This is a genomic window from Pseudomonas maioricensis (assembly GCF_022790535.1).
GTDB lineage: Bacteria > Pseudomonadota > Gammaproteobacteria > Pseudomonadales > Pseudomonadaceae > Aquipseudomonas > Aquipseudomonas maioricensis.
Window position 1 is genome coordinate 1 of the sequence record NZ_LOHG01000028.1, and the last position, 21,450, is coordinate 21,450.

Here is a 21,450-nt window from a genome sequence, read left to right on the forward strand (position 1 = left end):
CCCACGCTTTTAGCCTGACACACTGCCTCGCAGCCTTCGGCAGCTCCTACCGGTTCACCGCTATCGGGTAGGACCGAATTCATTCGGGAGGAGGCTGGTACAGACGCTGCATATCCATCGCCTAATATAGCGCCTTCCCTGATAAATCCTGTCCACGGGCTCCGTGTTTCTTGCGATACAGTGAGCATCTACGACACTCTCCCAGACACAAAAAAGCCCCCCTTGCGAACAAGGAGGGCTTTTTCACTATCGGCGATTATTCACCGCGATAGATGCAACCACTGGTACAGGTCTCATGGATACGAATAGCAGACAGCTCCGGCAACAGAGGCTTGAGCTCTGCAAAGATCCATTTGGCGAGGTTTTCGCTAGTAGGATTTTCCAGGCCTGGGATGTCATTCAGGTAGTGGTGATCGAGCCTTTCATACAAGGGCTTGAAGATCGCTTTGATTTCGGAGAAGTCACGTATCCAGCCGATATGGGGATCAACTTCACCTTCAAGGTGGATAGCGATGCGGAAGGAGTGGCCGTGCAGCCGTCCACATTTATGCCCCTCGGGAACATTAGGTAGGAAGTGGGCCGACTCAAACGTAAATTCTTTAAAAATTTCCACAATCTTCAACTCTAAAAATGGCGATCGTTGCAGCGACGCATGCAGGCCAAGAGTTTATCAGTAATGGTTTGGCCTTGGCGCTAAAAGCAGCCAGATCGTTACCCACTGATGGCATCTAGCCAGACAGATTCAGCTTGAGTTAAGTTCGGTTGTTTATCCTGAGTCAGTAGGAAATAAACATTTTCAACGGAGATTGATAGTGAACCCCCTGACTGCTTTTTTTGCCTCTGCCTTACTGATGTTGACCAGCGGTGTAGTCAGCGCTCGCGACATCTCTGCCGACGAAGCTGTTACATTGCGCGCCGCCGGCGTTATTCAAAGTTCAGAGCAGCTCGACGCTGTGGCATTAGCCAGGCACCCTGGCGCGACCATAAACGATACCGAGCTTGATGAAAAATACGGCAAACATATTTATCAGGTTGAGCTTACTGACACTCAAGGTATTGAATGGGACGTGGATGTTGATGCCGCAACCGGGAAAGTACTCAAGGACCATCAGGACCGATAATGAACTTACATAAGCGTCGTGGCACTCTTCTCTGCCTAGTGCTGGTGTGCGTCACTGTGCAGGCCAGGGACCTGGATCAGGATGAAGCGCTGAACTTGCGTCAGCTCGGTACTATTCTTCCCCTTGAACAGTTGATGGAGATGGCTCTGGCCAGGCATCCCGGTGCCAAACTGCTTGAGGCTGAACTTGAAGAGAAGCATGGCGTGTACGTCTATGAGTTTGAGATTCTGACCTCGGAAGGGGTCGTTCGCGAGTTGAAGTATGACGCTCGGGACAGTCGATTATTGAAGGATGAGGAAGACTGATGCGGCTGTTATTGGTAGAGGACCATGTTCCGCTTGCTGATGAGCTACTCGCGGGGCTGGGCAGGCAGGGCTACGCAGTTGATTGGCTTGCGGACGGTCGTGACGCTGTACACCAAGGGGTAACCGAGCCTTACGATTTGATTATCCTGGACCTCGGCTTGCCTGGGCTTCCGGGTCTTGAAGTATTGGAACAATGGCGTACCGCCGGGTTAGCGACCCCGGTTCTTGTCCTGACTGCACGAGGCTCCTGGTCTGAGCGTATCGAAGGACTCAAGGCCGGGGCTGACGACTACCTGACCAAGCCGTTCCACCCGGAAGAGTTGCAACTGCGCATTCAGGCACTACTGCGTCGTTCCAAAGGGCTGGCCAACCAACCACGCCTTGAGTCCGCGGGTTTGCATCTAGACGAGGGGCGGCAATGCGTTAATCAGAATGGTGTTGATATCCAGCTGACTTCTGCTGAATTCAGGTTGTTGCGTTACTTCATGCTGCACCCGGAACAAATTCTTTCAAAAAGCCATTTGGCCGAGCACCTCTATGACGGGGAAAACGAGCGTGATTCCAACGTTATTGAAGTGCATGTGAACCACCTCCGACGCAAGCTGGGTAAAGCGGTCGTCGAGACTCGAAGGGGCCAGGGCTATCGGTTTGGCGGAGAGCCTGCTGCTTGAAGTCTATACAGCGACGCCTGAGTCTCGGGCTTATCAGTGTGATGGTGCTGGTATGCGTGGTCTTGGCTCAAACCAGCCTTTGGCTGTTTGAACTGGGCTTGCAGCGGTATCTGGAAGCCGGGCTGCGAAATGAAAGCGAAAGCCTGTTGGTGGCTCTGGTGCGCGGGAAGAATGGTGTGCAACTGGACGAACATCGTCTGTCACCCGCTTATCAGCGGCCTTATTCCGGGCACTACTTCCGAATTGATTTCCCGGATGGCCACTGGCGCTCAAGATCGTTATGGGATCTGGAAATTCCTGATCCCGGCTCAAGCGGGCTGCATTCCAGCTACGAGCTGGGCCAGACCGGGCAATCCTTGCTGCTGCACAAAGTTGATTACCGCAAGTTTGGTCAGGACATCTCAATTACTGTCGCTCAAGACTACACGCCGGTAAGGGCAAGTTTTCTTCGGGTGCAGCAGATTGGTCTCGGTCTGGGCGTGGCCGCTCTCTTGCTGATCCTCGCATTGCAGCGAGTTACGGTTCGCCGGGCCTTGCGCCCACTGGATCGTGCCCGTGAACAGCTGGTTCAGCTTCAACAGGGGAAGCGATCCCAGCTTGATGAGCAGGTACCCGTAGAGCTGGAACCCCTTGTTTCGCAAATCAATCATCTATTGGAGCATACCGAAGACAGCTTGAGGCGCTCACGCAACGCCCTCGGCAATCTTGGGCACGCGCTGAAAACTCCGCTGGCTGTCCTCTTCAGCGCTATCGCCAGTCCCCAGTTTGATGCCCATCCAGAGCTGCGTAATATTCTCCGTGAACAGCTTGAGCAAATTCAGCAGCGCCTTGCGCGCGAGTTGAATCGCGCGCGGCTGTCGGGTGATGCGTTGCCCGGTGCGCATTTCGACTGCGATGTCGAGTTGAGTGGATTGTTCGCTACATTACGCATGATCCACGGTGAGCATCTAAACCTCGGGATGCAAGTCCAGCCGGGTTTGTCTCTCCCTTGGGATAGAGAGGATATCCTGGAGCTATTGGGTAACTTGCTGGATAACGCATGCAAATGGGCTGATAGCGAAGTACTGCTGATCATTACCCGGCAGGAGACCAGCTTTTGTATCCTCGTAGAGGACGATGGCCCCGGCATTCCTGAGGCTATGCGCGAGGAGGTCTTCAGTCGCGGTGCGCGTCTTGATGAGCAGATTACCGGTCACGGGTTGGGCCTCGGCATCGTTCGCGATATCGTCCAGGCGTGGGGCGGTAATCTGCAACTGGAGGCTAGCCACTCAGGTGGACTTCGCGTGCGCATCGACCTGCCTGACCGCTCTGTTGGTGTATAACCCTCCAACAATCGATTCGTTAGTCACTAAGTCCTTAACTACGTTATCGATGCGCCTGCGTTTCGCTTCTGCTTTTCTGACAAAAAAGCGCATCCCTCTCAACTTTCCAGTCTGATTGCCGTTACAGAGCCAAGATCAAAATTTAAAAACAACAAATTGATATCTGGGGTTCTATGCGCATTAGCCTGAAAGCCAAAGTACTTTCACTGGCAATTCTGCCGGTGCTCATATTCGCGCTGATCATTAGCGCGACTACCGTCATCATGCTCCGCGAGCAGGCGAGACAGGAGGTCAGCCAAACGCGCGAACGGCTCCTGAATGAAGCCAAGGCGACGCTGCAAAATTATGTCGCCATCGGTATGACTGCTATCAAACCGATTTATGACGCTTCGCCCGCTGGCGATGAGGCCGCACGAGCGCAGGCCATAAAACTGCTTTCCGGCATTTCCTATGGCAAGGACGGCTATTTCTTCGGCTACGATTCGCAATCTATACGCTTGTTCAAAGCAAACAGTCCTGATGGCGTCGGGAAGAGCTTCAAAGATGCACGCGATCCGAACGGCGTATATGTCAACAATGAACTGGTGGCTGTAGCTAAAGCGGGTACGCATTATCTGCTGTACTCCTCCCCGCTACCTGGCAAAACCGAATTGTTGCCAAAGCTGGGCTACACCGAGTATTTACCCAAATGGGACCTGGCGGTCGGTTCGTCTGTCAATCTTGACGGTATCGACGCCCAGGTTGCATTGGTCGAACGTGACGTTGAAGCTCGTCTGCAGGAAATGTTGCTGAGCATCGTCGGGGTCGCCTTACTTGTTCTTGTCATTATCAGCATTATTGGCGTGGTGCTGGCCGGTACGTTGCTTCGTCCATTGCGCCTGATGAAAGACAACCTGGACGACATCGCGGCCGGTGAGGGCGATCTGACCCGTCGTCTGGCCGTGACCAGTCAGGATGAGTTGGGTGATCTGGCGGGTTCCTTCAACCGTTTCGTCGACAAGATCCATAGCCTCGTTAGCCAGATATCCGGAATGACCGGGCAACTGACTGGCCTCGTGAGTGAGGTTTCCAGCCAGGCGCAGCGCTCTGAACAAGCCATGGAGCGTCAGCGGCATGAGACCGATCAGGTCGCCACTGCAATCAACGAGATGTCTGCTGCCGCGCAGGAAGTGGCAAAGAGTGCGCAGGGCGCCTCGGTCGCCGCACAGCAGACAGATGAAGAGGGGCAGTCGGCCAAACGTGTCGTTGATGGCAGCATCAAACTGATTCACGCGTTGGTCGAAGATATCCGCAACAGCGGCTCGTCGCTGGACAGCCTGCAGCAGGACGTCTCTTCTATTGTCAGCGTGCTTGGGGTGATTCGCTCCATCGCTGAGCAGACCAACCTGCTAGCCCTCAATGCTGCTATTGAAGCCGCTCGGGCCGGGGAGGCTGGTCGAGGTTTTGCGGTAGTGGCTGACGAGGTGCGTGCGCTGGCGAGTCGTACTCAGCAGAGTACTCAGGAAATTCAGGGCATGATTGATCGACTGCAGAAAGGTACCCAGACCGCCGTGGACGCCATGCGTCGCTCCAGTGAGGCGGGTGATGGCACCTCCGTGCAGGCCAATCAGGCGGGGTCTTCGCTGGATGCTATTGGCGAGCTGATCACGACCATCAACACCATGAACGCGCAGATCGCCAGTGCGGCAGAAGAGCAAACGGCTGTTGCCGAGGAGATCAACCGCAGCGTGCACCAGATTGCTTCTGCTGTAGACACCGTTGCAGACGAAACCCGGCAGAGCGCGCAAACGACGCGCAGCCTGAACGATCTTGGCCAGCGCCTTGGCGCACTGGTTGGGCAATTCCGGGTTTAACTCATGTGAGAAGTGCGCTACGAATGGTTGACCTGCAGGAGCGCCCTCGTCGTCCGACGCGCCGCGCTGTCGCGTAGTAAACATTGACCCTGTAGGAGTGAGCTTGCACGCGATAGCGGTAGATCGGTTAAGAGGATAGCGTCTGACCTGACGCTATCGCGAGCAAGCTCACTCCTACAGAATAAGCATTTAACTCAGATAGTTATTTCATGTTTGATGAGCGCTGCCGAAGGCTGCCAAGCATTCATCCTGACACACCGCTATCGCAGCCTTCGGCAGTTCCTACAGATCAAATGTCTGGCGTCAGACAGAGCGGTGTAATGACCCTGTGCGATTTCCTGCCAACCCTACGGCCAGACGCATTCTCTGCTGTACTACCCTTTCCAGAGCCATCATCTGCATGAAAAGCAGAATGATTGCACTCGTCCGTCTATTGGCTGACTAAGGATCAGGTCAAGCGAGTTGCTTGCCTACTGACATGGAAAGGACATGAACGAAACCACGCTGCAATACAAAACCCTGATCATGCTGTTGGTGCTTGTGACCATCGCGTTCATATGGATTCTACTGCCGTTCTACGGGGCGGTTTTCTGGGCGGTGATCCTCGGCATCATCTTTGCGCCGATCCAGCGTCGTTTGCTGCTGCGCTTTGGCTGGACGCGTAATCTGACGTCGCTCTGCACCTTGGTGATCTGTCTGGTGATCGCGATTCTGCCGGTCATCGTCATCAGTGCATTGCTGGTTCAGGAAGGCGCCACACTCTACAAGAACGTGGAAAGCGGTCAGCTCGACATCGCCAGCTATCTGGCCGAGTTCAAAGGCTTGTTGCCGCCTTACGTTCAGGGCTGGCTAGATCGCTTGGGTATGGGCGATCTCAACGGTCTGCGCGACAAGATCGCCAAAGGCGCGATGCAGGGCAGTCAGTACCTGGCGACGCAGGCATTCAGCTTCGGTCAGGGCACCTTCGACTTCGTAGTGGGTTTCTTCATCATGCTGTACCTGTTGTTTTTCTTCCTGCGCGATGGCCAGGAACTGGTGCGCAAGATGCGTATCGCGGTGCCGCTGGCCGAGCCGCAGAAGCGTCGTTTGCAGCTGAAGTTCACGCGGGTCGTGCGTGCCACGGTCAAAGGCAACATTGTCGTCGCGATCACTCAAGGCGCTCTGGGCGGTTTCATTTTCTGGTGTCTGGACATCCCCAGTGCGCTGCTCTGGGCGGTCATTATGGCTTTCCTGTCGTTGCTGCCAGCAGTAGGGGCGGGGATCGTCTGGGCGCCCGTAGCGGTCTACTTCCTGTTGAGCGGGATGATCTGGCAGGGCGTTGTGCTCGCATTGTTCGGCGTCTTTGTTATTGGCCTGGTGGACAACGTGCTACGGCCTGTTCTGGTCGGCAAAGACACGAAGATGCCCGACTACCTGATCCTGATTTCTACGCTGGGGGGGATGTCGGTATTCGGCCTTAATGGCTTTGTGATTGGTCCGATGGTCGCTGCGCTGTTCATGTCCACCTGGGGCTTGTTCGTCAGTGCCAAGAAGACGGTACGTCTGCCCGGCTAGATTCTTCAGGCGAAAAAAAACCTGCTCAACTGAGCAGGTTTTTTTATGCGTCGTGCCTGATCCTTGAGCGATCAGCCCATCAGCCCATCAGCCCATCAGCCCATCAGCCCATCAGACCTGCATGCTGGACCAGATCCAGCAGCGGCTGCGGATAGACACCCAGTACGAAGGTCAGAATGGCAATCGCCAACAGCATCACGCCGCCGGTACGTTGCGCCCAGTTGAAGGCCGCATCGTGGCGTGGCAGCTTGGAGTCCACCAGATACAGGGTGACCATCACGCGCAGGTAGTAGAACACACCGATGGCGCTACCGATGATCAGTGCACCGATAAGCCACCATAGCTTCGACTCAACACCGGTCGCGATGATGTAGAACTTACCGATGAAGCCAGCGGTCAGCGGGATGCCCGCCAGAGACAGCATCATCAGGGTCATTACCGCTGTCAGGTACGGACGACGCCAGAACAGACCGCGGTATTCGAACATCGCATCGGTATCACGGCCGCTGTATGGCGACGACATCATGGTGATCACACCGAAGCTGCCCAGGCTGGTCAGCACATAGGTGGCCAGATACACGCCAATAGCTTCAACCGCCATGCCTTTGCTCGCCACGAGGGCGATCATCAGGTAGCCGAAGTGTGCGATGGATGAGTAACCCAGCAGGCGCTTCAAGTTGTTCTGCATCAGCGCCAACAGGTTACCGACGATGATTGACGCAACGGCGATGACCGCCAATACGTCATGCAGTACACCGCTGCTGGCAGCGGGGGAAATCTGGAACAGACGCACCAGCACTGCGAACACTGCAACCTTGCTGGCGGTGGCCAGGAAAGCCGCTACCGGGGCCGGGGCACCCTCGTACACGTCTGGCGTCCACAGGTGGAACGGGACCAGCGACAGTTTGAATGCCAGACCCACCAGCATCATGCCCAGACCCAGACTTGCGATCGGGCTCGGCAGACCGCTTGCGGCCAGTGCCTTGCCGATACCTTCGAAGCCCAGCGTGCCAGCTTCGGCATACAACAGCGCCATGCCGAACAGCAGGAAAGCGGAACCGGCTGCCGAGAGCACCATGTACTTGATACCGGCTTCCAGCGAGCGCTTGTTGAAGAACGCATAGGCAACCAGACCGTAGACCGGCACCGACAGTAACTCCAGACCGATGAACAGGCCTGCCAGATGCTGAGCGCTGACCAATACCAGACCGCCAGCTGCCGCCAGCAGGATCAGCAGGTAGAGTTCTTCACGATTGCCAGGGTAGCCAGCTTTACCGTCGCCGAGATAGGCGTGAGCCATGGTCACGCAAGCCAAGGTCGACGCCAGGATCAGCGCCATGTACAGGCAAGCGAAGCTGTCGATCTGCAGCAGCGGCGTCACTACCAGCGGAGCGACTTTCAATGCCGGGTAGATCGACAGCAGGGCAAGGTTAAGCCCGGCCACGCTGAGCAGGAATGTTTGCGAGTGATTGCGGCGCCATGCGATCGCCAGCATCACCACAACAATGGTGAGGCTAGTAATCAGCAGTGGGGCAAGCGCAATAAAATGTTGAATCGTCAGGTCCATAGCGCTCTTACCGGGCCGAAGCGAGTTGAGTGAAGGCGGTGCCGAGCCATTGCTGCACGCCGTGCATGGTCGCTGCCGACGTATCGAGGAACGGCTGCGGGTAAACCCCGAGCAGTACCAGCAACACGGCCAGGCCGAGCACCATGATCATTTCCCGTCCGTCCATGCCCTTGAGAGGCTCGTCGGATTTTGCCGGGCCGAAGTAGGCGCGGTGGATCATGATCAGCGAGTAGACAGAGCCAAACACCAGACCGGACGTGGCAATTGCGGTGATCCATGGCGCACTGACAAAGCTGCCCAGCAGGATCAGGAACTCACCCACAAAGTTACCGGTACCTGGCAGACCCAGAGAAGCCGCCGCGAAGAACAGGCTGATCGCTGGCAGGTACGCGATGCGCGACCACAAACCACCCATTTCACGCATGTCACGTGTATGCAGGCGCTCGTACAACTGGCCGCTGAGGATAAACAGCGCAGCAGCCGACAGACCGTGAGCGATCATCTGGATCACGACGCCTTGCAGCGCTTGCTGGCTGCCGGAGTAGATACCGATCAGCACGAAGCCCATGTGCGAGACACTGGAGTAAGCGATCAGACGCTTGATGTCGGTCTGTGCGAACGCCAGGAATGCCCCGTAGAAAATACCGATCAGGCCCAGAATCATGGCAATTGGCGCGAACTCGGCCGATGCGTTCGGGAACATCGGTAGAGCGAAGCGCAGCAGGCCATAAGCAGCGGTTTTCAACAGGATACCGGCCAGATCGACCGAGCCTGCTGTCGGCGCCTGGGCGTGAGCATCCGGTAGCCAGGAGTGGAAGGGCACGACTGGCAGCTTCACCGCGAAGGCAATAAAGAAGCCCAGCATCAGGATGTATTCGGTGCCCGGTGCCAGTTGGGTCTTCAGCAGCGTGGCGTAATCGAACGTGATCACTCCAGTCTGATTGAAGTTGACCAGGACCAGACCGAGGATCGCCACCAACATGATCAAGCCGCTGGCCTGAGTGAAGATGAAGAACTTGGTCGCGGCGTAGATTCGTGTCTTCTTGCCGTCCGCCGAGCTGTGACCCCAGAGCGCGATAAGGAAATACATCGGCACCAGCATCATTTCCCAGAAGAAGAAGAACATGAACAGGTCGATGGCCAGGAACACGCCAATCACACCACCGAGGATCCACATCAGGTTGAGGTGGAAGAAACCAACGTTACGCTGGATTTCTTTCCACGAACACAACACCGACAGCACACCGAGCAGGCCGGTCAGCAGGATCATCAGCAACGAAAGACCATCGAGTGCCAGGTGGACGCTGATGCCGAAGCGAGCGATCCACAAGTGCTTGAATTCGATGGCCCAGGTTGGGTCGACGCCAGGCGCTGGTGCGTAACTGTAGTTGCCAGTACTCCACAACCAGAGGCCCAGGGCCAGTTCGAGGGACATGGTCAGCAGCGCGATCCAGCGCGGCAGGGTAGGGCCGAAGCGCTCACCTTGCCAGCACAGCAGGCCACCGATAAAGGGGATCAGGATTAGCCAAGGCAGAATCATGACGGGCTCAATTCCTTTCGCAAATTCGCAAGGTTCATGTCAGACCGCAACCACAACGACGGCGCCGAGTACCAGCACGGCACCTACAGCGATCGAAGCGGCATACCAGCGCAGTTGACCGGTTTCGGTACGGGTCATGCTGCCATGACCTGCCTTGACCAGACGTGGGATCAAACCAATGGTGTGGTCCAGTGGGTCGCTACGCAGCAACTGGCAGATAGCCAGATACGGCTTGACGAACAGCTTGTCGTACACCCAATCGAAGCCCCATGCAGCGAACCACCAGGCTGACAGGAAACGACCTGGAGCGCTGTTGGCGATGGAGGTCACCAAGCGGCGCTTGCCCAGGAACAGCAACGCAGCCAGCAGGATACCGGCCAGAGCGATAGCCCCCGAGGCGATTTCCAGGCTGTGCTTGGCATCGCCACCGGCGTGACCGACGCTTTGCGGCAGTACACCCGCCAACGGAGGAGTGATCAGCGCGCCAACGAAGGTCGACAGCACGATCAGCACGCTCAATGGCAACCAGTGGGCGATACCGTGACCGGCGTGCGCTTCAGTCTTGGCTTCACCGTGGAAGGTGATGAAGATCAGGCGGAAGGTGTACAGCGAAGTCATGAACGCGCCGACCAGACCTGCGTACAGCAGACCGTTGTTGCCGCTGGCGAAAGCCTCCCAAAGAATTTCGTCCTTGGAGTAGAAGCCCGCCGTCAGCAACGGCAAGGCCGCAAGTGCCGCGCCGCCGACGATGAAGCTGGCGTAGGCCAAAGGCAGTTTCTTCCACAGCCCGCCCATCTTGAAGATGTTCTGCTCGTGGTGGCAGGCAACGATGACCGCACCGGACGCAAGGAACAGCAGCGCCTTGAAGAACGCGTGAGTCATCAGGTGGAAGATCGCGCCCTCCCAGGCGCCTACGCCCAGCGCCAGGAACATGTAGCCAATCTGGCTCATGGTCGAATAGGCGAGGATACGTTTGATGTCGGTCTGTACCAGTGCCGCGAAACCCGCCAGAACCAGTGTCACGCCGCCGACGATGCCTACCAGGTGCAGGATGTCCGGCGCCAGGGCGAACAGGCCGTGAGTACGGGCGATCAGGTAAACACCTGCGGTCACCATGGTTGCGGCGTGGATCAGTGCCGAAACCGGAGTAGGACCAGCCATTGCATCCGCAAGCCAGGTTTGCAGTGGCAGTTGTGCCGATTTACCCACAGCACCACCGAGCAACAGCAGGGTAGCCAGCACGATCCAGAAGTCGCCGACCTTGAAGTGCTCTGGCGCACGCACCAGCAGTTCCTGGACGTTCAACGTGCCCAGTTGCTGGAACAGGATGAACAGGCCGATGGCCATGAACACGTCGCCGATACGGGTCACGATGAAGGCTTTGAGTGCCGCGTTACCGTTGTTGCGGTTGCTGTAGTAGAAACCGATCAACAAGTAACTGCACAGACCTACACCTTCCCAACCGAAGTACAGGAACAACAGGTTATCGCCGAGGATCAGGAAAAGCATGCTGGCGATGAACAGGTTGGTGTACGCGAAGAAGCGCGAGTAACCGGCTTCGCCACGCATGTACCAGGAGGCGAACAGGTGGATCAGGAAGCCGACGCCGACCACTACGCCGAGCATCGTCACGGACAGGCCGTCCAGATACAGTGCGAAGTTGGGTTCGAAACCGTCCACGGCCATCCAGCGCCACAACACCTGGGTGTAGTGACCGCCTTCAGGCGGCGCAACGTTGAACTGCCAGATAACCCACGCAGTAACGATGGCTGACAGGCCGATAGAGCCGACGCCGATCAGTGCCGCGAGGTTTTCCGAGATGCGCCCACGGGAGAACGACAGCAGCAGAAAACCGATCAGGGGAAATACGAAAGTCAGAAAGAGTAGGTTCATCCGCGCATCTCGCTGGCAGCGTCGATATCGAGAGTGTGGAAGCGGCGATACAGCTGCATCAGGATCGCCAGGCCAATACTGGCCTCGGCAGCAGCGAGGGTGATCACCAGGATGAACATCACTTGTCCATCCGGCTGAGCCCAGCGGCTACCGGCAACGACGAACGCCAGAGCTGATGCGTTCATCATGATCTCCAGGCTCATCAACACAAAAAGAATGTTACGGCGCACTATCAGACCGACCAGGCCGAGAACGAACAGGACCCCGGCAACCGCCAGACCGTGCTCCAGAGGGATAGCATTCATTGGCTTGGCTCCTTCGCTTCGTTGCGGCCCAGATGGAATGCCGTCACCGCTGCCGCCAGCAACAGCATCGAGGCCAGCTCGACGACCAGCAGGTAAGGCCCGAACAGGCTGATGCCGACTGCCTTGGCGTCGACGGTGGTGTGACCGATAGCGGCGCCTGTCTGGTTGGCGAACAGCACGTACAGCAATTCAGCCAACAGCAGGGCGCCCAGAATAACCGGGCCGACCCAGATACCGGGTGTGAGCCAGGTGCGTTCCTGCTGAACCGAGGCCGGGCCCAGGTTGAGCATCATCACCACGAAAACGAACAGGACCATAATTGCGCCCGCGTAAGCGATGACTTCCAGAACCCCGGCGAACGGAGCGCCAAGGCTGAAAAAAGTCATCGCCACGGCGATCAGCGAAATGATCAGGTAGAGCAGGGCGTGCACCGGGTTCGTGTTAGTGATCACCCGAAGGGTGGACACTACAGCGATGCCGGATGCGAAATAGAAAGCGAATTCCATCTTTACTTCCTTAAGGCAGCAAGCTCTTGACGTTGATCGGTTCGGCTTCGTTCTGTGCAGAGCCCTTGGGCTTGCCAGCGACGGCCATACCGGCGACGCGATAGAAGTTGTAGTCAGGGTTCTTGCCGGGGCCGGAGATCAACAGATCTTCTTTCTCGTAAACCAGATCCTGACGCTTGAACTCGGCCATTTCGAAATCCGGTGTCAGCTGGATTGCGGTGGTCGGGCAGGCTTCTTCGCACAGGCCGCAGAAAATGCAACGCGAGAAGTTGATGCGGAAGAACTCTGGATACCAACGGCCGTCATCGGTTTCGGCTTTCTGCAGCGAGATGCAGCCGACCGGGCAGGCCACCGCGCACAGGTTGCAGGCTACGCAGCGTTCCTCACCATCAGGGTCGCGGGTCAACACGATACGACCGCGATAGCGCGGCGGCAAGTAGACCGCTTCTTCCGGGTATTGCAGGGTGTCGCGTTTGCGGAAGCCGTGACCGAATACCATCACCAGGCTTCGCAATTGGGTACCAGTACCCTTAACGATGTCGCCAATATATTTGAACATGGGTCAAATCCTCACTGAACCGTGCCTGCTGGCGTGTTCAACAACACAACCGCAGCAGTCACCAGCAAATTGATCAGGGTCAGCGGCAGACAGAATTTCCAGCTGAAATCCATGACCTGGTCATAGCGTGGGCGCGGGATGGATGCACGCAGCAGGATGAACAGCATGATGAAGAATGCAGTTTTGATGGCGAACCAGAAGAACGACAGCGAAGGCAGGATATCGAACGGACCGTGCCAGCCACCGAAGAACAAGGTCACCAGCAGCGCGGAAATCAGCACGATGCCGATGTACTCGCCGACGAAGAACATGCCCCACTTCATGCCTGCATATTCAATGTGGTAACCGTCAGCCAGTTCCTGTTCCGCTTCCGGCTGGTCGAACGGGTGACGGTGAGTCACGGCAACGCCAGCAATGAAGAAGGTACAGAAGCCAAAGAACTGCGGAATGATGAACCACAGGTTCTGCGCCTGATATTCAACGATGTCCCGCATGTTGAACGAGCCAACCTGAACCACGATGCCCATCAACGCCAGGCCCATGAACACTTCATAGGACACGGTTTGTGCCGAAGCACGCAGTGCACCGAGCAGGGCGAACTTGTTGTTACTCGACCACCCGGCAAACAGAACGGCGTAAACCGATAGACCCGCCATGGCGAAGAAGAACAGCAGACCGATGTTCAGGTCCGCCACGCCCCAGGTCGGGGTGATCGGGATGATGGAGAAGGCGATCAGCAGGGCGCTCATGGCAACCACCGGCGCCAGGGTGAAAATCACCTTGTCGGCGAACGGTGGAGTCCAGTCTTCCTTGAAGAACATTTTCAGCATGTCGGCAGCAATCTGGAACATGCCGAAAGGGCCAACGCGGTTTGGACCGTAACGGTCCTGCCACCAGCCCAACAGGCGACGTTCCACAAAGCTCAGCAGTGCGCCGCAGACCACAACGGCCAGCAGCACAACAATGGCCTTGACGACAGCAATGATTGCGTCGATCACATCAGGGGTGAACCAACTCATTGCGCTGCCTCCTGCAGACCATCAACGGACTTGCCGAAAATCGCGGGCGGAATACCGGCCAGACCGGCAGGCAGTGCCACGAGACCCGCGCCCAGCTCTTCATTGATACGCAGCGGCAGGCGCAGGGTCTGACCCGCAACGTTCAAGGAGAGCAGAGCACCGTCGTTGACACCCAGGCGATCAGCTTCCGACTTGGCCAGAGCCACATACGGAGCAGGAATGCGTTCTTGAACCGGAGCGGCTTTCGAAGAGTTCTCTTCACTGCCGAACAGGTGATAGAACGGCACCACTTGCCAGGTCCCTTGAGCTGGGGAGAAGGCGCGAGGTGCGCTGGTGAACCAGCTCAGGTTATCGCCCTGGGTTTCGATCAGACGGGTGCCCGGATCACCGGCACGCAAGTGACCGCCGACTTCGTCCTGGAACTTGTTCCACGCTTGTGGCGAGTTCCAGCCCGGCGACCAGGCAAATGGCACTTGCTGACGTGGTTCTACAGAGCCCGAATAACCTTCCATGGAGAAGGAGAACGCGGTGTCGTTGTCTTGCGAAGTACGCGGCTCATGCACACTGATGTTGGCGCGCATGGCGGTACGGCCGCTGTAACGCAGCGGTTCGCGAGCCAGCTTCAAGCCTTTGATACGGAACGCAGCCGATGGCGCGGCGTTGACGATGGCGGCCAGTTGCGGAGTGCTTGCAGCGCAGGCAGCCGTCACATGGTCCAGCAACGTCCAGTCCACCGGCTTGTTCAGCAGGGTCGCGCGCAGGGCGTGCAGCCAGCGCCAGCCTTCGTGAACCAGAATGCTGGCGTCCAGATACGTTGGGTCGAAGACCTGGAAGAAGCGCTGAGCGCGGCCTTCCTGGCTGACCAACGTGCCGTCGCCTTCAGCAAAGCTGGCAGCAGGTAGCACCAGATGGGCACGATCACCGGTCGGGGTTTTCTGATGATCAGCCACGATCACCACTTTTGCCGCGCTCAGTGCTGCATCGACCTTGGCAGCATCAGTGCGGGTGTACAGATCGTTTTCCAGCACGACAATGGCGTCGGCCTTGCCATCGATTACGGCTTGCAGCGCGGCATCGACAGAGTCGCCACCCAGCAGGGCCAAGCCCAGGCTATTGGCTTCTGGCACGATCAGGCTGATGGAGCCTGCCTTGTCGCGCAGTTTCAGCGCCTTGGCAATGTTGGCGGCGGCTTCGATCAGCGCTTTGGAACCCAGCGAAGTACCGGCGATGATCAGTGGGCGCTTGGCGGCCAGCAGGGCATCGGCAATACGTTGTGCCAGTTCAAGGGCTTCAGGCTCAAGGCCTTCAACGGCTGGCGCACTGGCATCCAGCGCATGAGCGACCGCGAAACCGATACGCGCCAGATCGTCGGGTGCTGCGTGGACGCATTCTTCTGCAACATCATCCAGTTTGGTTTCAGCAAGGCTGGCGATGAACAGCGGGTTCAGCTCGTGCTGACCGATGTTCTTCACCGCAGCGTCAAGCCACGGCTGGACTTTCATCGCCGCGGCCATTTCTTCAGCCTTGCCTTTGACCGCTTGACGCAGGCCCAGCGCCAGACGAGCAGCGGTCTGGGTCAAGTCTTCGCCGAGGACGAAAATAGCGTCGTGATCTTCAATGTCGCGCAGGGTCGGAATCGGCAGAGGGCTGTCTTTCAACACCTGTGCCACCAGACGGATACGCTCAAGCTCGGAGGCTTCGATACCCGAATAGAAATGCTCTGCACCGACCAGCTCACGCAACGCATAGTTGCTTTCCAGGCTGGCGCGTGGCGAACCGATACCGACGATGTTGCGACCGCGCAGCAGATCAGCAGCGTTATCCAGTGCCTGATCCAGGCTCAGTTTGCTGCCATCGGCCAGATGCGGCTGGCGAGGGCGGTCTTCGCGGTTGGTGTAGCCATAGCCAAAACGGCCACGGTCACACAGGAAATACTGATTCACGGAACCGTTGTAACGGTTCTCGATACGACGGATTTCACCGTAACGCTCGCCTGGGCTGATGTTGCAACCGCTGGAGCAACCATGGCAGATGCTTGGCGAGAACTGCATGTCCCACTTACGGTTGTAACGCTCGGAGTGGGTCTTGTCGGTGAACACACCGGTCGGGCAGACCTCGGTGAGGTTGCCGGAGAACTCGCTTTCCAGAACGCCGTCTTCAACGCGACCGAAGTACACGTTGTCGTGAGCGCCGAACACACCGAGGTCAGTGCCGCCCGCATAATCTTTATAGAAACGTACGCACCGGTAGCAGGCGATGCAGCGGTTCATCTCGTGAGCGATGAACGGGCCGAGTTCCTGATTCTGGTGGGTGCGTTTGGTGAAGCGATAACGGCGCTCGTTGTGGCCGGTCATCACGGTCATGTCTTGCAGGTGGCAGTGACCGCCTTCCTCACAGACCGGGCAGTCGTGGGGGTGGTTGGTCATCAGCCATTCGACGACACTGGCCCGGAAGGCCTTGGATTCGTCATCTTCGATGGAAATCCAGGTGTTATCGGTGGCTGGAGTCATGCAGGACATGACGATACGACCACGGGTGTCGTTCTCGTCCGTGTACTGCTTGACCGCACATTGGCGACAGGCGCCAACGCTGCCAAGGGCGGGATGCCAGCAGAAATACGGGATGTCGAGGCCTAGCGACAGACATGCCTGTAACAGGTTGTCTGCCCCATCGACTTCGAGCGCTTTGCCGTCTACGTGGATAGTGGCCATGGTTCAAAGGTCTTCGTTGGCCCGGTGTCAGCGGGCGTGGCTAATGGAATCTTGTTATTCGCGCGACTCTAAACAGCCTTCAGGGCGTCATCGCGCGATGGACCGGGGGAATTCCCCGGCCTTGTAAACGGTTACGCGCCGACGATGATCGGTCTTGCCAGAGGGGGAACGGCTGCGCTGGTGGGCGCGATACCGGCCTCGAACTCCGGGCGGAAATATTTGATCGCACTGCCCAGCGGCTCCACGGCACCCGGTGCGTGAGCACAGAAGGTCTTGCCCGGGCCGAGGAAGCCAACGAGTCCCAGCAGGGTTTCGATATCTCCCGCCTGACCGACGCCTTTTTCCAGAGCGCGCAGAATCTTCACGCTCCATGGCAAACCGTCACGGCAAGGGGTGCAGAAACCGCAGGATTCCTGAGCGAAGAACTCTTCCATGTTGCGCAGCAGCGAAACCATGTTGACCTTGTCGTCAACAGCCATAGCCAATCCGGTACCCATCCGGGTGCCGACCTTGGCGATGCCACCGGCATACATTTGCGCTTCCAGGTGTTCTGGTAGCAGGAAGCCAGTGCCGGCGCCACCTGGCTGCCAGCACTTGAGCTTGTAACCGTCGCGCATGCCGCCTGCGTAGTCTTCGAACAGCTCGCGGGCCTGCACGCCGAATGGCAGTTCCCACAGGCCAGGGTTTTTCACCTTGCCGGAGAAACCCATCAGCTTGGTGCCGTGGTCTTCGCTGCCTTCGCGGGCGATGGATTTGTACCAGTCGTTGCCGTTGCCAACGATGGCGGGCACGTTGCACAGGGTTTCGACGTTGTTCACGCACGTCGGCTTGCCCCACACACCAACGGCGGCCGGGAAGGGCGGCTTGGAGCGCGGGTTGGCGCGACGGCCTTCCAGGGAGTTGATCAGCGCGGTTTCTTCACCGCAGATATAACGCCCGGCGCCTGTGTGCACGAACAGCTCGAAATCAAAGCCGGTACCCAGAATGTTCTTGCCCAGCAGACCGGCTGCCTTGGCTTCTGCCACGGCACGATTAAGGTGCTTGGCAGCAGTGACGTATTCGCCGCGCAGGAAGATGTAGCCGCGATAGGCTTTCAGCGCACGAGCACTGATCAGCATGCCTTCCACCAACAGGTGCGGCAGCTGTTCCATCAACATCCGGTCTTTCCAGGTGTTGGGCTCCATTTCATCCGCGTTGCACAGCAGGTAGCGGATGTTCATGGATTCGTCTTTGGGCATCAGGCCCCACTTCACACCAGTGGGGAAGCCTGCGCCGCCACGACCTTTAAGGCCGGAGTCTTTGACCGACTGGACGATGTCATCAGGGGACTGCTCGGCGAATGCCTTACGCGCCGCTGCATAACCGTCTTTGGCTTGGTACTCGTCGAGCCAGACCGGTTCGCCGTCATCGCGCAGACGCCAGGTCAGCGGATGGGTTTCTGCCGTGCGCGCAATGCGGTTGGCAGGGCCGAAGGAAGTGATGGTCATGGGTAACCCTCCAGCATCTTGGCCACGGTGCCGGGTTGCACGTCGCCAAAGGTGTCATCGTCGACCATCACGGCCGGGGCTTTGTCGCAGTTGCCCAGGCAGCAGACTGGCAGCAGGGTAAAGCGCCCGTCGGCCGTAGTCTGGCCCGGAGCGATGCCCAGCGAGCTCTGGATCTCTTCGACGACCGATTCGTGACCGGCAATGAAGCAGACCATGCTGTTGCAGACGCGAATAATGTGTCGGCCAACCGGCTGGCGGAAGATCTGGCTGTAGAACGTCGCCACACCTTCAACGTCACTGGCAGGGATGCCGATCAGTTCGCCGATGGCGTAGATCGCACCGTCCGGCACCCAGCCGCGTTCCTTCTGAACGATCTTCAGGGCTTCGATGGACGCCGCGCGCGGGTCTTCATAGTGATGCAACTCGTGCTCAATGGCCGAGCGCTCGGTTTCGCTGAGGGCGAAACGGTCTGTCTGGATAAGCGTGCTGTTCATGCTCATGCTTAGCGGTCCACGTCGGCCATAACGAAATCGATACTACCCAGGTACGCAATCAAGTCCGCGACCATGCTGCCTTTGATCACCGAAGGGATCTGCTGCAGATGCGGGAAACTCGGAGTACGGATCCGGGTACGGTAGCTCATGGTGCCGCCGTCGCTCGTCAGGTAGTAACTGTTGATGCCCTTGGTCGCTTCAATCATCTGGAAGGATTCGTTGGCCGGCATGACCGGGCCCCACGAAACTTGCAGGAAGTGCGTGATCAAGGTCTCGATGTGTTGCAGCGTGCGCTCTTTTGGTGGCGGCGTAGTCAGCGGGTGATCCGCCTTGTACGGGCCTTCCGGCATGTTGCGCATGCACTGGTCGATGATCTTGATGCTCTGGCGCATCTCTTCGACGCGAACCATGCAGCGGTCGTAGGCGTCACCATTGGCCGCCAGCGGCACTTCAAACTCGAAGTTCTCGTAGCCGGAGTAAGGGCGCGCTTTACGCAGGTCGAAATCGCAACCGGTGGAACGCAGGCCAGCACCGGTGACACCCCATTCCAGAGCTTCCTTGGTGTTATAGGCAGCGACACCAATAGTCCGGCCTTTGAGGATGCTGTTTTGCAGAGCCGCTTTGGTGTATTCGTCCAGGCGTTTAGGCAGCCAGTCGACGAAGTCCTTGACCAGTTTTTCCCAACCGCGCGGCAGGTCGTGGGCAACGCCGCCGATGCGATACCAGGCCGGGTGCAGACGGAAACCGGTGATGGCTTCGATCACGGTGTAGGCGCGCTGACGGTCGGTGAACGTGAAGAACACCGGGGTCATGGCGCCCACGTCCTGGATGTAAGTACCCAGGAACAGCAGGTGGCTGGTGATCCGGAAGAACTCGGCCATCATGATGCGGATGGTGTCGACCTTCTCGGGCACCTTGATGCCAGCCAGTTTCTCGACCGAGAGCACATACGGCAGGTTGTTCATCACGCCGCCCAGATAATCGATCCGGTCGGTGTACGGAATGAAGCTGTGCCACGACTGACGCTCGGCCATTTTCTCGGCACCACGGTGGTGGTAGCCAATGTCCGGAACGCAATCGACGATCTCTTCACCGTCCAGCTGCAGAATGATACGGAACGCACCGTGAGCCGAAGGGTGGTTCGGGCCCAGGTTGAGGAACATGTAGTCCTCGTTCGTTCCGGAACGCTTCATGCCCCAGTCTTCCGGATTGAAGCGCGCGGCTTCTTCTTCCAGCTGCTGCTTGGCCAGCGTCAGGCTGAACGGATCGAATTCGGTGGCGCGCGCAGGGAAGTCCTTGCGCAGCGGGTGACCTTCCCAGGTCGGCGGCATCATGATGCGGCTCAGGTGCGGGTGGCCCGGGAAGTCGATACCGAACATGTCCCAGACTTCACGCTCGTACCAGTTGGCGTTCGGCCAGATGCTGGTAACGGTTGGCAGGCTGAGATCGCTTTCGGATAGCGCGACCTTGATCATCACATCGCTGTTACGTTCGATCGACAGCAAATGGTAGAAAACGCTGAAGTCAGCGCCCGGCAAGCCATGGCGCTTGGTACGCAGACGTTCGTCCACGCCATGCAGGTCATAAAGCATGACGTAAGGTTTTGGCAACTGACGCAGGAAGGTCAGCACCTCGATCAGGCGCGCACGCTCGACCCACAGCACAGGCATGCCAGTGCGGGTCGATTGGGCGGTGAACGCTTCGGCGCCAAAACGGTTGTTCAATTCTACGACGACGTCTTGGTCGTCTGCCTTGTAAGGCGGGATGTACAGAGCACTGCCTGTAGTCATGGTTTTTTATCGCTTTCGGTCAACGTAAAGAATGAAGCCAGCTATTCGTTCTTTAAAAGGAACAGTTCTGGATCAGACTTCGTCGGGGCTGCGCAGATTGGTGACTGCGATTCGCTGTTCGCGGCGCTGTTCCTTTTGCGACGGCATCTCGGCGCGATACACGCCTTGGTCACCGACGACCCAGGAAAGAGGGCGACGCTCCTGGCCGATGGATTCCTGCAACAGCATCAAGCCTTGCAGAAACGCTTCGGGGCGGGGCGGGCAGCCGGGCACATAGACATCCACAGGAAGGAACTTGTCCACGCCCTGAACCACGGAATAAATGTCGTACATACCACCGGAGTTGGCACACGAACCCATGGAAATAACCCATTTAGGTTCGAGCATTTGCTCGTAGAGACGCTGAATGATCGGCGCCATCTTGATGAAGCAAGTACCGGCAATAACCATGAAATCCGCCTGACGCGGCGATGCCCGGATAACTTCGGCGCCGAAGCGGGCGATGTCATGGGGCGCCGTGAAGGCGGTTGTCATTTCCACATAGCAGCACGACAAGCCGAAGTTGTAAGGCCACAGGGAGTTTTTACGCCCCCAGTTGACCGCACCATTCAGCACGTCTTCCAGCTTGCCCATATAGATGTTTTTGTGGACTTGATCTTCTAGCGGGTCGGAAACAGTTTCCCGTTTGCCGATTGGATACTCGTCATTCGGAGCATCCGGGTCGATCCTGGTGAGATTGTATTGCATCGCCAA

19 protein-coding genes and 1 pseudogene are annotated in these 21,450 nt (G+C 57.7%); 7 read left to right on the forward strand and 13 right to left on the reverse strand.

Annotated elements, in window-relative coordinates; all coding sequences use genetic code 11:
- Positions 1-256: 256 nt before the first annotated feature.
- Positions 257-613: a 6-carboxytetrahydropterin synthase QueD gene (gene queD, locus AUC61_RS24950; protein WP_243248911.1), complete on the reverse strand. Its 357-nt coding sequence runs from the start codon at positions 611-613 to the stop codon at positions 257-259.
- A gap of 199 nt (positions 614-812) precedes the next feature.
- Between queD and AUC61_RS24955 the strand changes: the two genes are divergently transcribed.
- The 7 genes and pseudogenes from AUC61_RS24955 (at position 813) to AUC61_RS24980 (ending at position 6,826) form a co-directional block, all read left to right on the forward strand.
- On the forward strand, positions 813-1,121 hold the full coding sequence (locus AUC61_RS24955; RefSeq protein WP_243248912.1) for a PepSY domain-containing protein: 309 nt from the start codon (positions 813-815) through the stop codon (positions 1,119-1,121).
- Positions 1,121-1,426: a PepSY domain-containing protein gene (locus AUC61_RS24960; protein WP_243248913.1), complete on the forward strand. Its 306-nt coding sequence runs from the start codon at positions 1,121-1,123 to the stop codon at positions 1,424-1,426. Before AUC61_RS24955 ends, AUC61_RS24960 begins: the two co-directional genes overlap by 1 nt.
- Positions 1,426-2,097, forward strand: coding sequence for a response regulator transcription factor (locus AUC61_RS24965; RefSeq protein WP_243248914.1), 672 nt, complete (start codon positions 1,426-1,428; stop codon positions 2,095-2,097). Before AUC61_RS24960 ends, AUC61_RS24965 begins: the two co-directional genes overlap by 1 nt.
- Positions 2,094-3,419: a sensor histidine kinase gene (locus AUC61_RS24970; RefSeq protein ID WP_243248915.1), complete on the forward strand. Its 1,326-nt coding sequence runs from the start codon at positions 2,094-2,096 to the stop codon at positions 3,417-3,419. The genes AUC61_RS24965 and AUC61_RS24970 overlap by 4 nt, the downstream gene beginning before the upstream one ends.
- A 263-nt stretch (positions 3,420-3,682) precedes the next feature.
- Positions 3,683-4,414, forward strand: a pseudogene (locus AUC61_RS26800) (cache domain-containing protein); the annotation flags it as partial.
- A gap of 102 nt (positions 4,415-4,516) precedes the next feature.
- The gene (locus AUC61_RS26805) at positions 4,517-5,272 is read left to right on the forward strand and encodes a methyl-accepting chemotaxis protein (RefSeq protein WP_422765717.1); all 756 of its coding nucleotides are present in this window, start codon (positions 4,517-4,519) and stop codon (positions 5,270-5,272) included.
- A 489-nt stretch (positions 5,273-5,761) separates the two neighbouring features.
- Positions 5,762-6,826 carry an AI-2E family transporter gene (locus AUC61_RS24980; RefSeq protein ID WP_243248917.1) on the forward strand — a complete coding sequence of 355 codons (1,065 nt, stop codon included), beginning with the start codon at positions 5,762-5,764 and terminating at the stop codon, positions 6,824-6,826.
- A 103-nt stretch (positions 6,827-6,929) separates the two neighbouring features.
- On the opposite strand, the gene nuoN is transcribed toward AUC61_RS24980, so the two are convergent.
- The 12 genes from nuoN to AUC61_RS25040 all read right to left on the reverse strand — a co-directional run bounded on the left by nuoN (position 6,930) and on the right by AUC61_RS25040 (position 21,444).
- Positions 6,930-8,393 (reverse strand): NADH-quinone oxidoreductase subunit NuoN, encoded by a 1,464-nt coding sequence (gene nuoN / locus AUC61_RS24985; RefSeq protein ID WP_243248918.1) that lies wholly within the window; start codon positions 8,391-8,393, stop codon positions 6,930-6,932.
- Between the two features lie 7 nt (positions 8,394-8,400).
- On the reverse strand, positions 8,401-9,933 hold the full coding sequence (gene nuoM / locus AUC61_RS24990) for an NADH-quinone oxidoreductase subunit M (RefSeq protein ID WP_243248919.1): 1,533 nt from the start codon (positions 9,931-9,933) through the stop codon (positions 8,401-8,403).
- Between the two features lie 39 nt (positions 9,934-9,972).
- A complete protein-coding gene (nuoL, locus tag AUC61_RS24995) occupies positions 9,973-11,826 on the reverse strand; it encodes an NADH-quinone oxidoreductase subunit L (protein WP_243248920.1) in 1,854 nt (617 codons plus the stop codon).
- The gene (nuoK, locus tag AUC61_RS25000) at positions 11,823-12,131 is read right to left on the reverse strand and encodes an NADH-quinone oxidoreductase subunit NuoK (RefSeq protein ID WP_027899390.1); all 309 of its coding nucleotides are present in this window, start codon (positions 12,129-12,131) and stop codon (positions 11,823-11,825) included. Before nuoK ends, nuoL begins: the two co-directional genes overlap by 4 nt.
- Positions 12,128-12,637, reverse strand: coding sequence for an NADH-quinone oxidoreductase subunit J (nuoJ, locus tag AUC61_RS25005; protein ID WP_027899391.1), 510 nt, complete (start codon positions 12,635-12,637; stop codon positions 12,128-12,130). The genes nuoK and nuoJ overlap by 4 nt, the downstream gene beginning before the upstream one ends.
- 10 nt (positions 12,638-12,647) lie before the next feature.
- Positions 12,648-13,196, reverse strand: coding sequence for an NADH-quinone oxidoreductase subunit NuoI (gene nuoI, locus AUC61_RS25010; protein ID WP_017123831.1), 549 nt, complete (start codon positions 13,194-13,196; stop codon positions 12,648-12,650).
- An 11-nt stretch (positions 13,197-13,207) separates the two neighbouring features.
- Positions 13,208-14,215: an NADH-quinone oxidoreductase subunit NuoH gene (nuoH, locus tag AUC61_RS25015; RefSeq protein ID WP_243248921.1), complete on the reverse strand. Its 1,008-nt coding sequence runs from the start codon at positions 14,213-14,215 to the stop codon at positions 13,208-13,210.
- A complete protein-coding gene (gene nuoG, locus AUC61_RS25020) occupies positions 14,212-16,926 on the reverse strand; it encodes an NADH-quinone oxidoreductase subunit NuoG (RefSeq protein ID WP_243248922.1) in 2,715 nt (904 codons plus the stop codon). The genes nuoH and nuoG overlap by 4 nt, the downstream gene beginning before the upstream one ends.
- A gap of 131 nt (positions 16,927-17,057) precedes the next feature.
- On the reverse strand, positions 17,058-18,413 hold the full coding sequence (gene nuoF, locus AUC61_RS25025) for an NADH-quinone oxidoreductase subunit NuoF (protein ID WP_243248923.1): 1,356 nt from the start codon (positions 18,411-18,413) through the stop codon (positions 17,058-17,060).
- Entirely contained in the window at positions 18,410-18,907 is a 498-nt protein-coding gene (gene nuoE, locus AUC61_RS25030; protein ID WP_032627860.1) for an NADH-quinone oxidoreductase subunit NuoE, read from the reverse strand. The genes nuoF and nuoE overlap by 4 nt, the downstream gene beginning before the upstream one ends.
- A gap of 8 nt (positions 18,908-18,915) precedes the next feature.
- A complete protein-coding gene (gene nuoC, locus AUC61_RS25035) occupies positions 18,916-20,697 on the reverse strand; it encodes an NADH-quinone oxidoreductase subunit C/D (RefSeq protein ID WP_243248924.1) in 1,782 nt (593 codons plus the stop codon).
- Between the two features lie 72 nt (positions 20,698-20,769).
- On the reverse strand, positions 20,770-21,444 hold the full coding sequence (locus tag AUC61_RS25040; protein ID WP_032627858.1) for a NuoB/complex I 20 kDa subunit family protein: 675 nt from the start codon (positions 21,442-21,444) through the stop codon (positions 20,770-20,772).
- Positions 21,445-21,450: the final 6 nt, after the last annotated feature.

Bases quoted from the DNA above. Each gene is read 5' to 3' on its own strand.
- nuoM (WP_243248919.1), bottom strand. From the start codon at position 9,933: ATGATTCTGCCTTGGCTAATCCTGATCCCCTTTATCGGTGGCCTGCTG.
- AUC61_RS24960 (WP_243248913.1), top strand. From the start codon at position 1,121: ATGAACTTACATAAGCGTCGTGGCACTCTTCTCTGCCTAGTGCTGGTG.
- nuoG (WP_243248922.1), bottom strand. From the start codon at position 16,926: ATGGCCACTATCCACGTAGACGGCAAAGCGCTCGAAGTCGATGGGGCA.
- AUC61_RS24980 (WP_243248917.1), top strand. From the start codon at position 5,762: ATGAACGAAACCACGCTGCAATACAAAACCCTGATCATGCTGTTGGTG.
- nuoL (WP_243248920.1), bottom strand. From the start codon at position 11,826: ATGAACCTACTCTTTCTGACTTTCGTATTTCCCCTGATCGGTTTTCTG.
- nuoN (WP_243248918.1), bottom strand. From the start codon at position 8,393: ATGGACCTGACGATTCAACATTTTATTGCGCTTGCCCCACTGCTGATT.
- AUC61_RS24965 (WP_243248914.1), top strand. From the start codon at position 1,426: ATGCGGCTGTTATTGGTAGAGGACCATGTTCCGCTTGCTGATGAGCTA.
- nuoK (WP_027899390.1), bottom strand. From the start codon at position 12,131: ATGAATGCTATCCCTCTGGAGCACGGTCTGGCGGTTGCCGGGGTCCTG.
- nuoH (WP_243248921.1), bottom strand. From the start codon at position 14,215: ATGAGTTGGTTCACCCCTGATGTGATCGACGCAATCATTGCTGTCGTC.
- AUC61_RS25040 (WP_032627858.1), bottom strand. From the start codon at position 21,444: ATGCAATACAATCTCACCAGGATCGACCCGGATGCTCCGAATGACGAG.
- nuoC (WP_243248924.1), bottom strand. From the start codon at position 20,697: ATGACTACAGGCAGTGCTCTGTACATCCCGCCTTACAAGGCAGACGAC.
- AUC61_RS26805 (WP_422765717.1), top strand. From the start codon at position 4,517: ATGGAGCGTCAGCGGCATGAGACCGATCAGGTCGCCACTGCAATCAAC.
- nuoI (WP_017123831.1), bottom strand. From the start codon at position 13,196: ATGTTCAAATATATTGGCGACATCGTTAAGGGTACTGGTACCCAATTG.
- nuoF (WP_243248923.1), bottom strand. From the start codon at position 18,413: ATGACCATCACTTCCTTCGGCCCTGCCAACCGCATTGCGCGCACGGCA.
- nuoJ (WP_027899391.1), bottom strand. From the start codon at position 12,637: ATGGAATTCGCTTTCTATTTCGCATCCGGCATCGCTGTAGTGTCCACC.
- nuoE (WP_032627860.1), bottom strand. From the start codon at position 18,907: ATGAACAGCACGCTTATCCAGACAGACCGTTTCGCCCTCAGCGAAACC.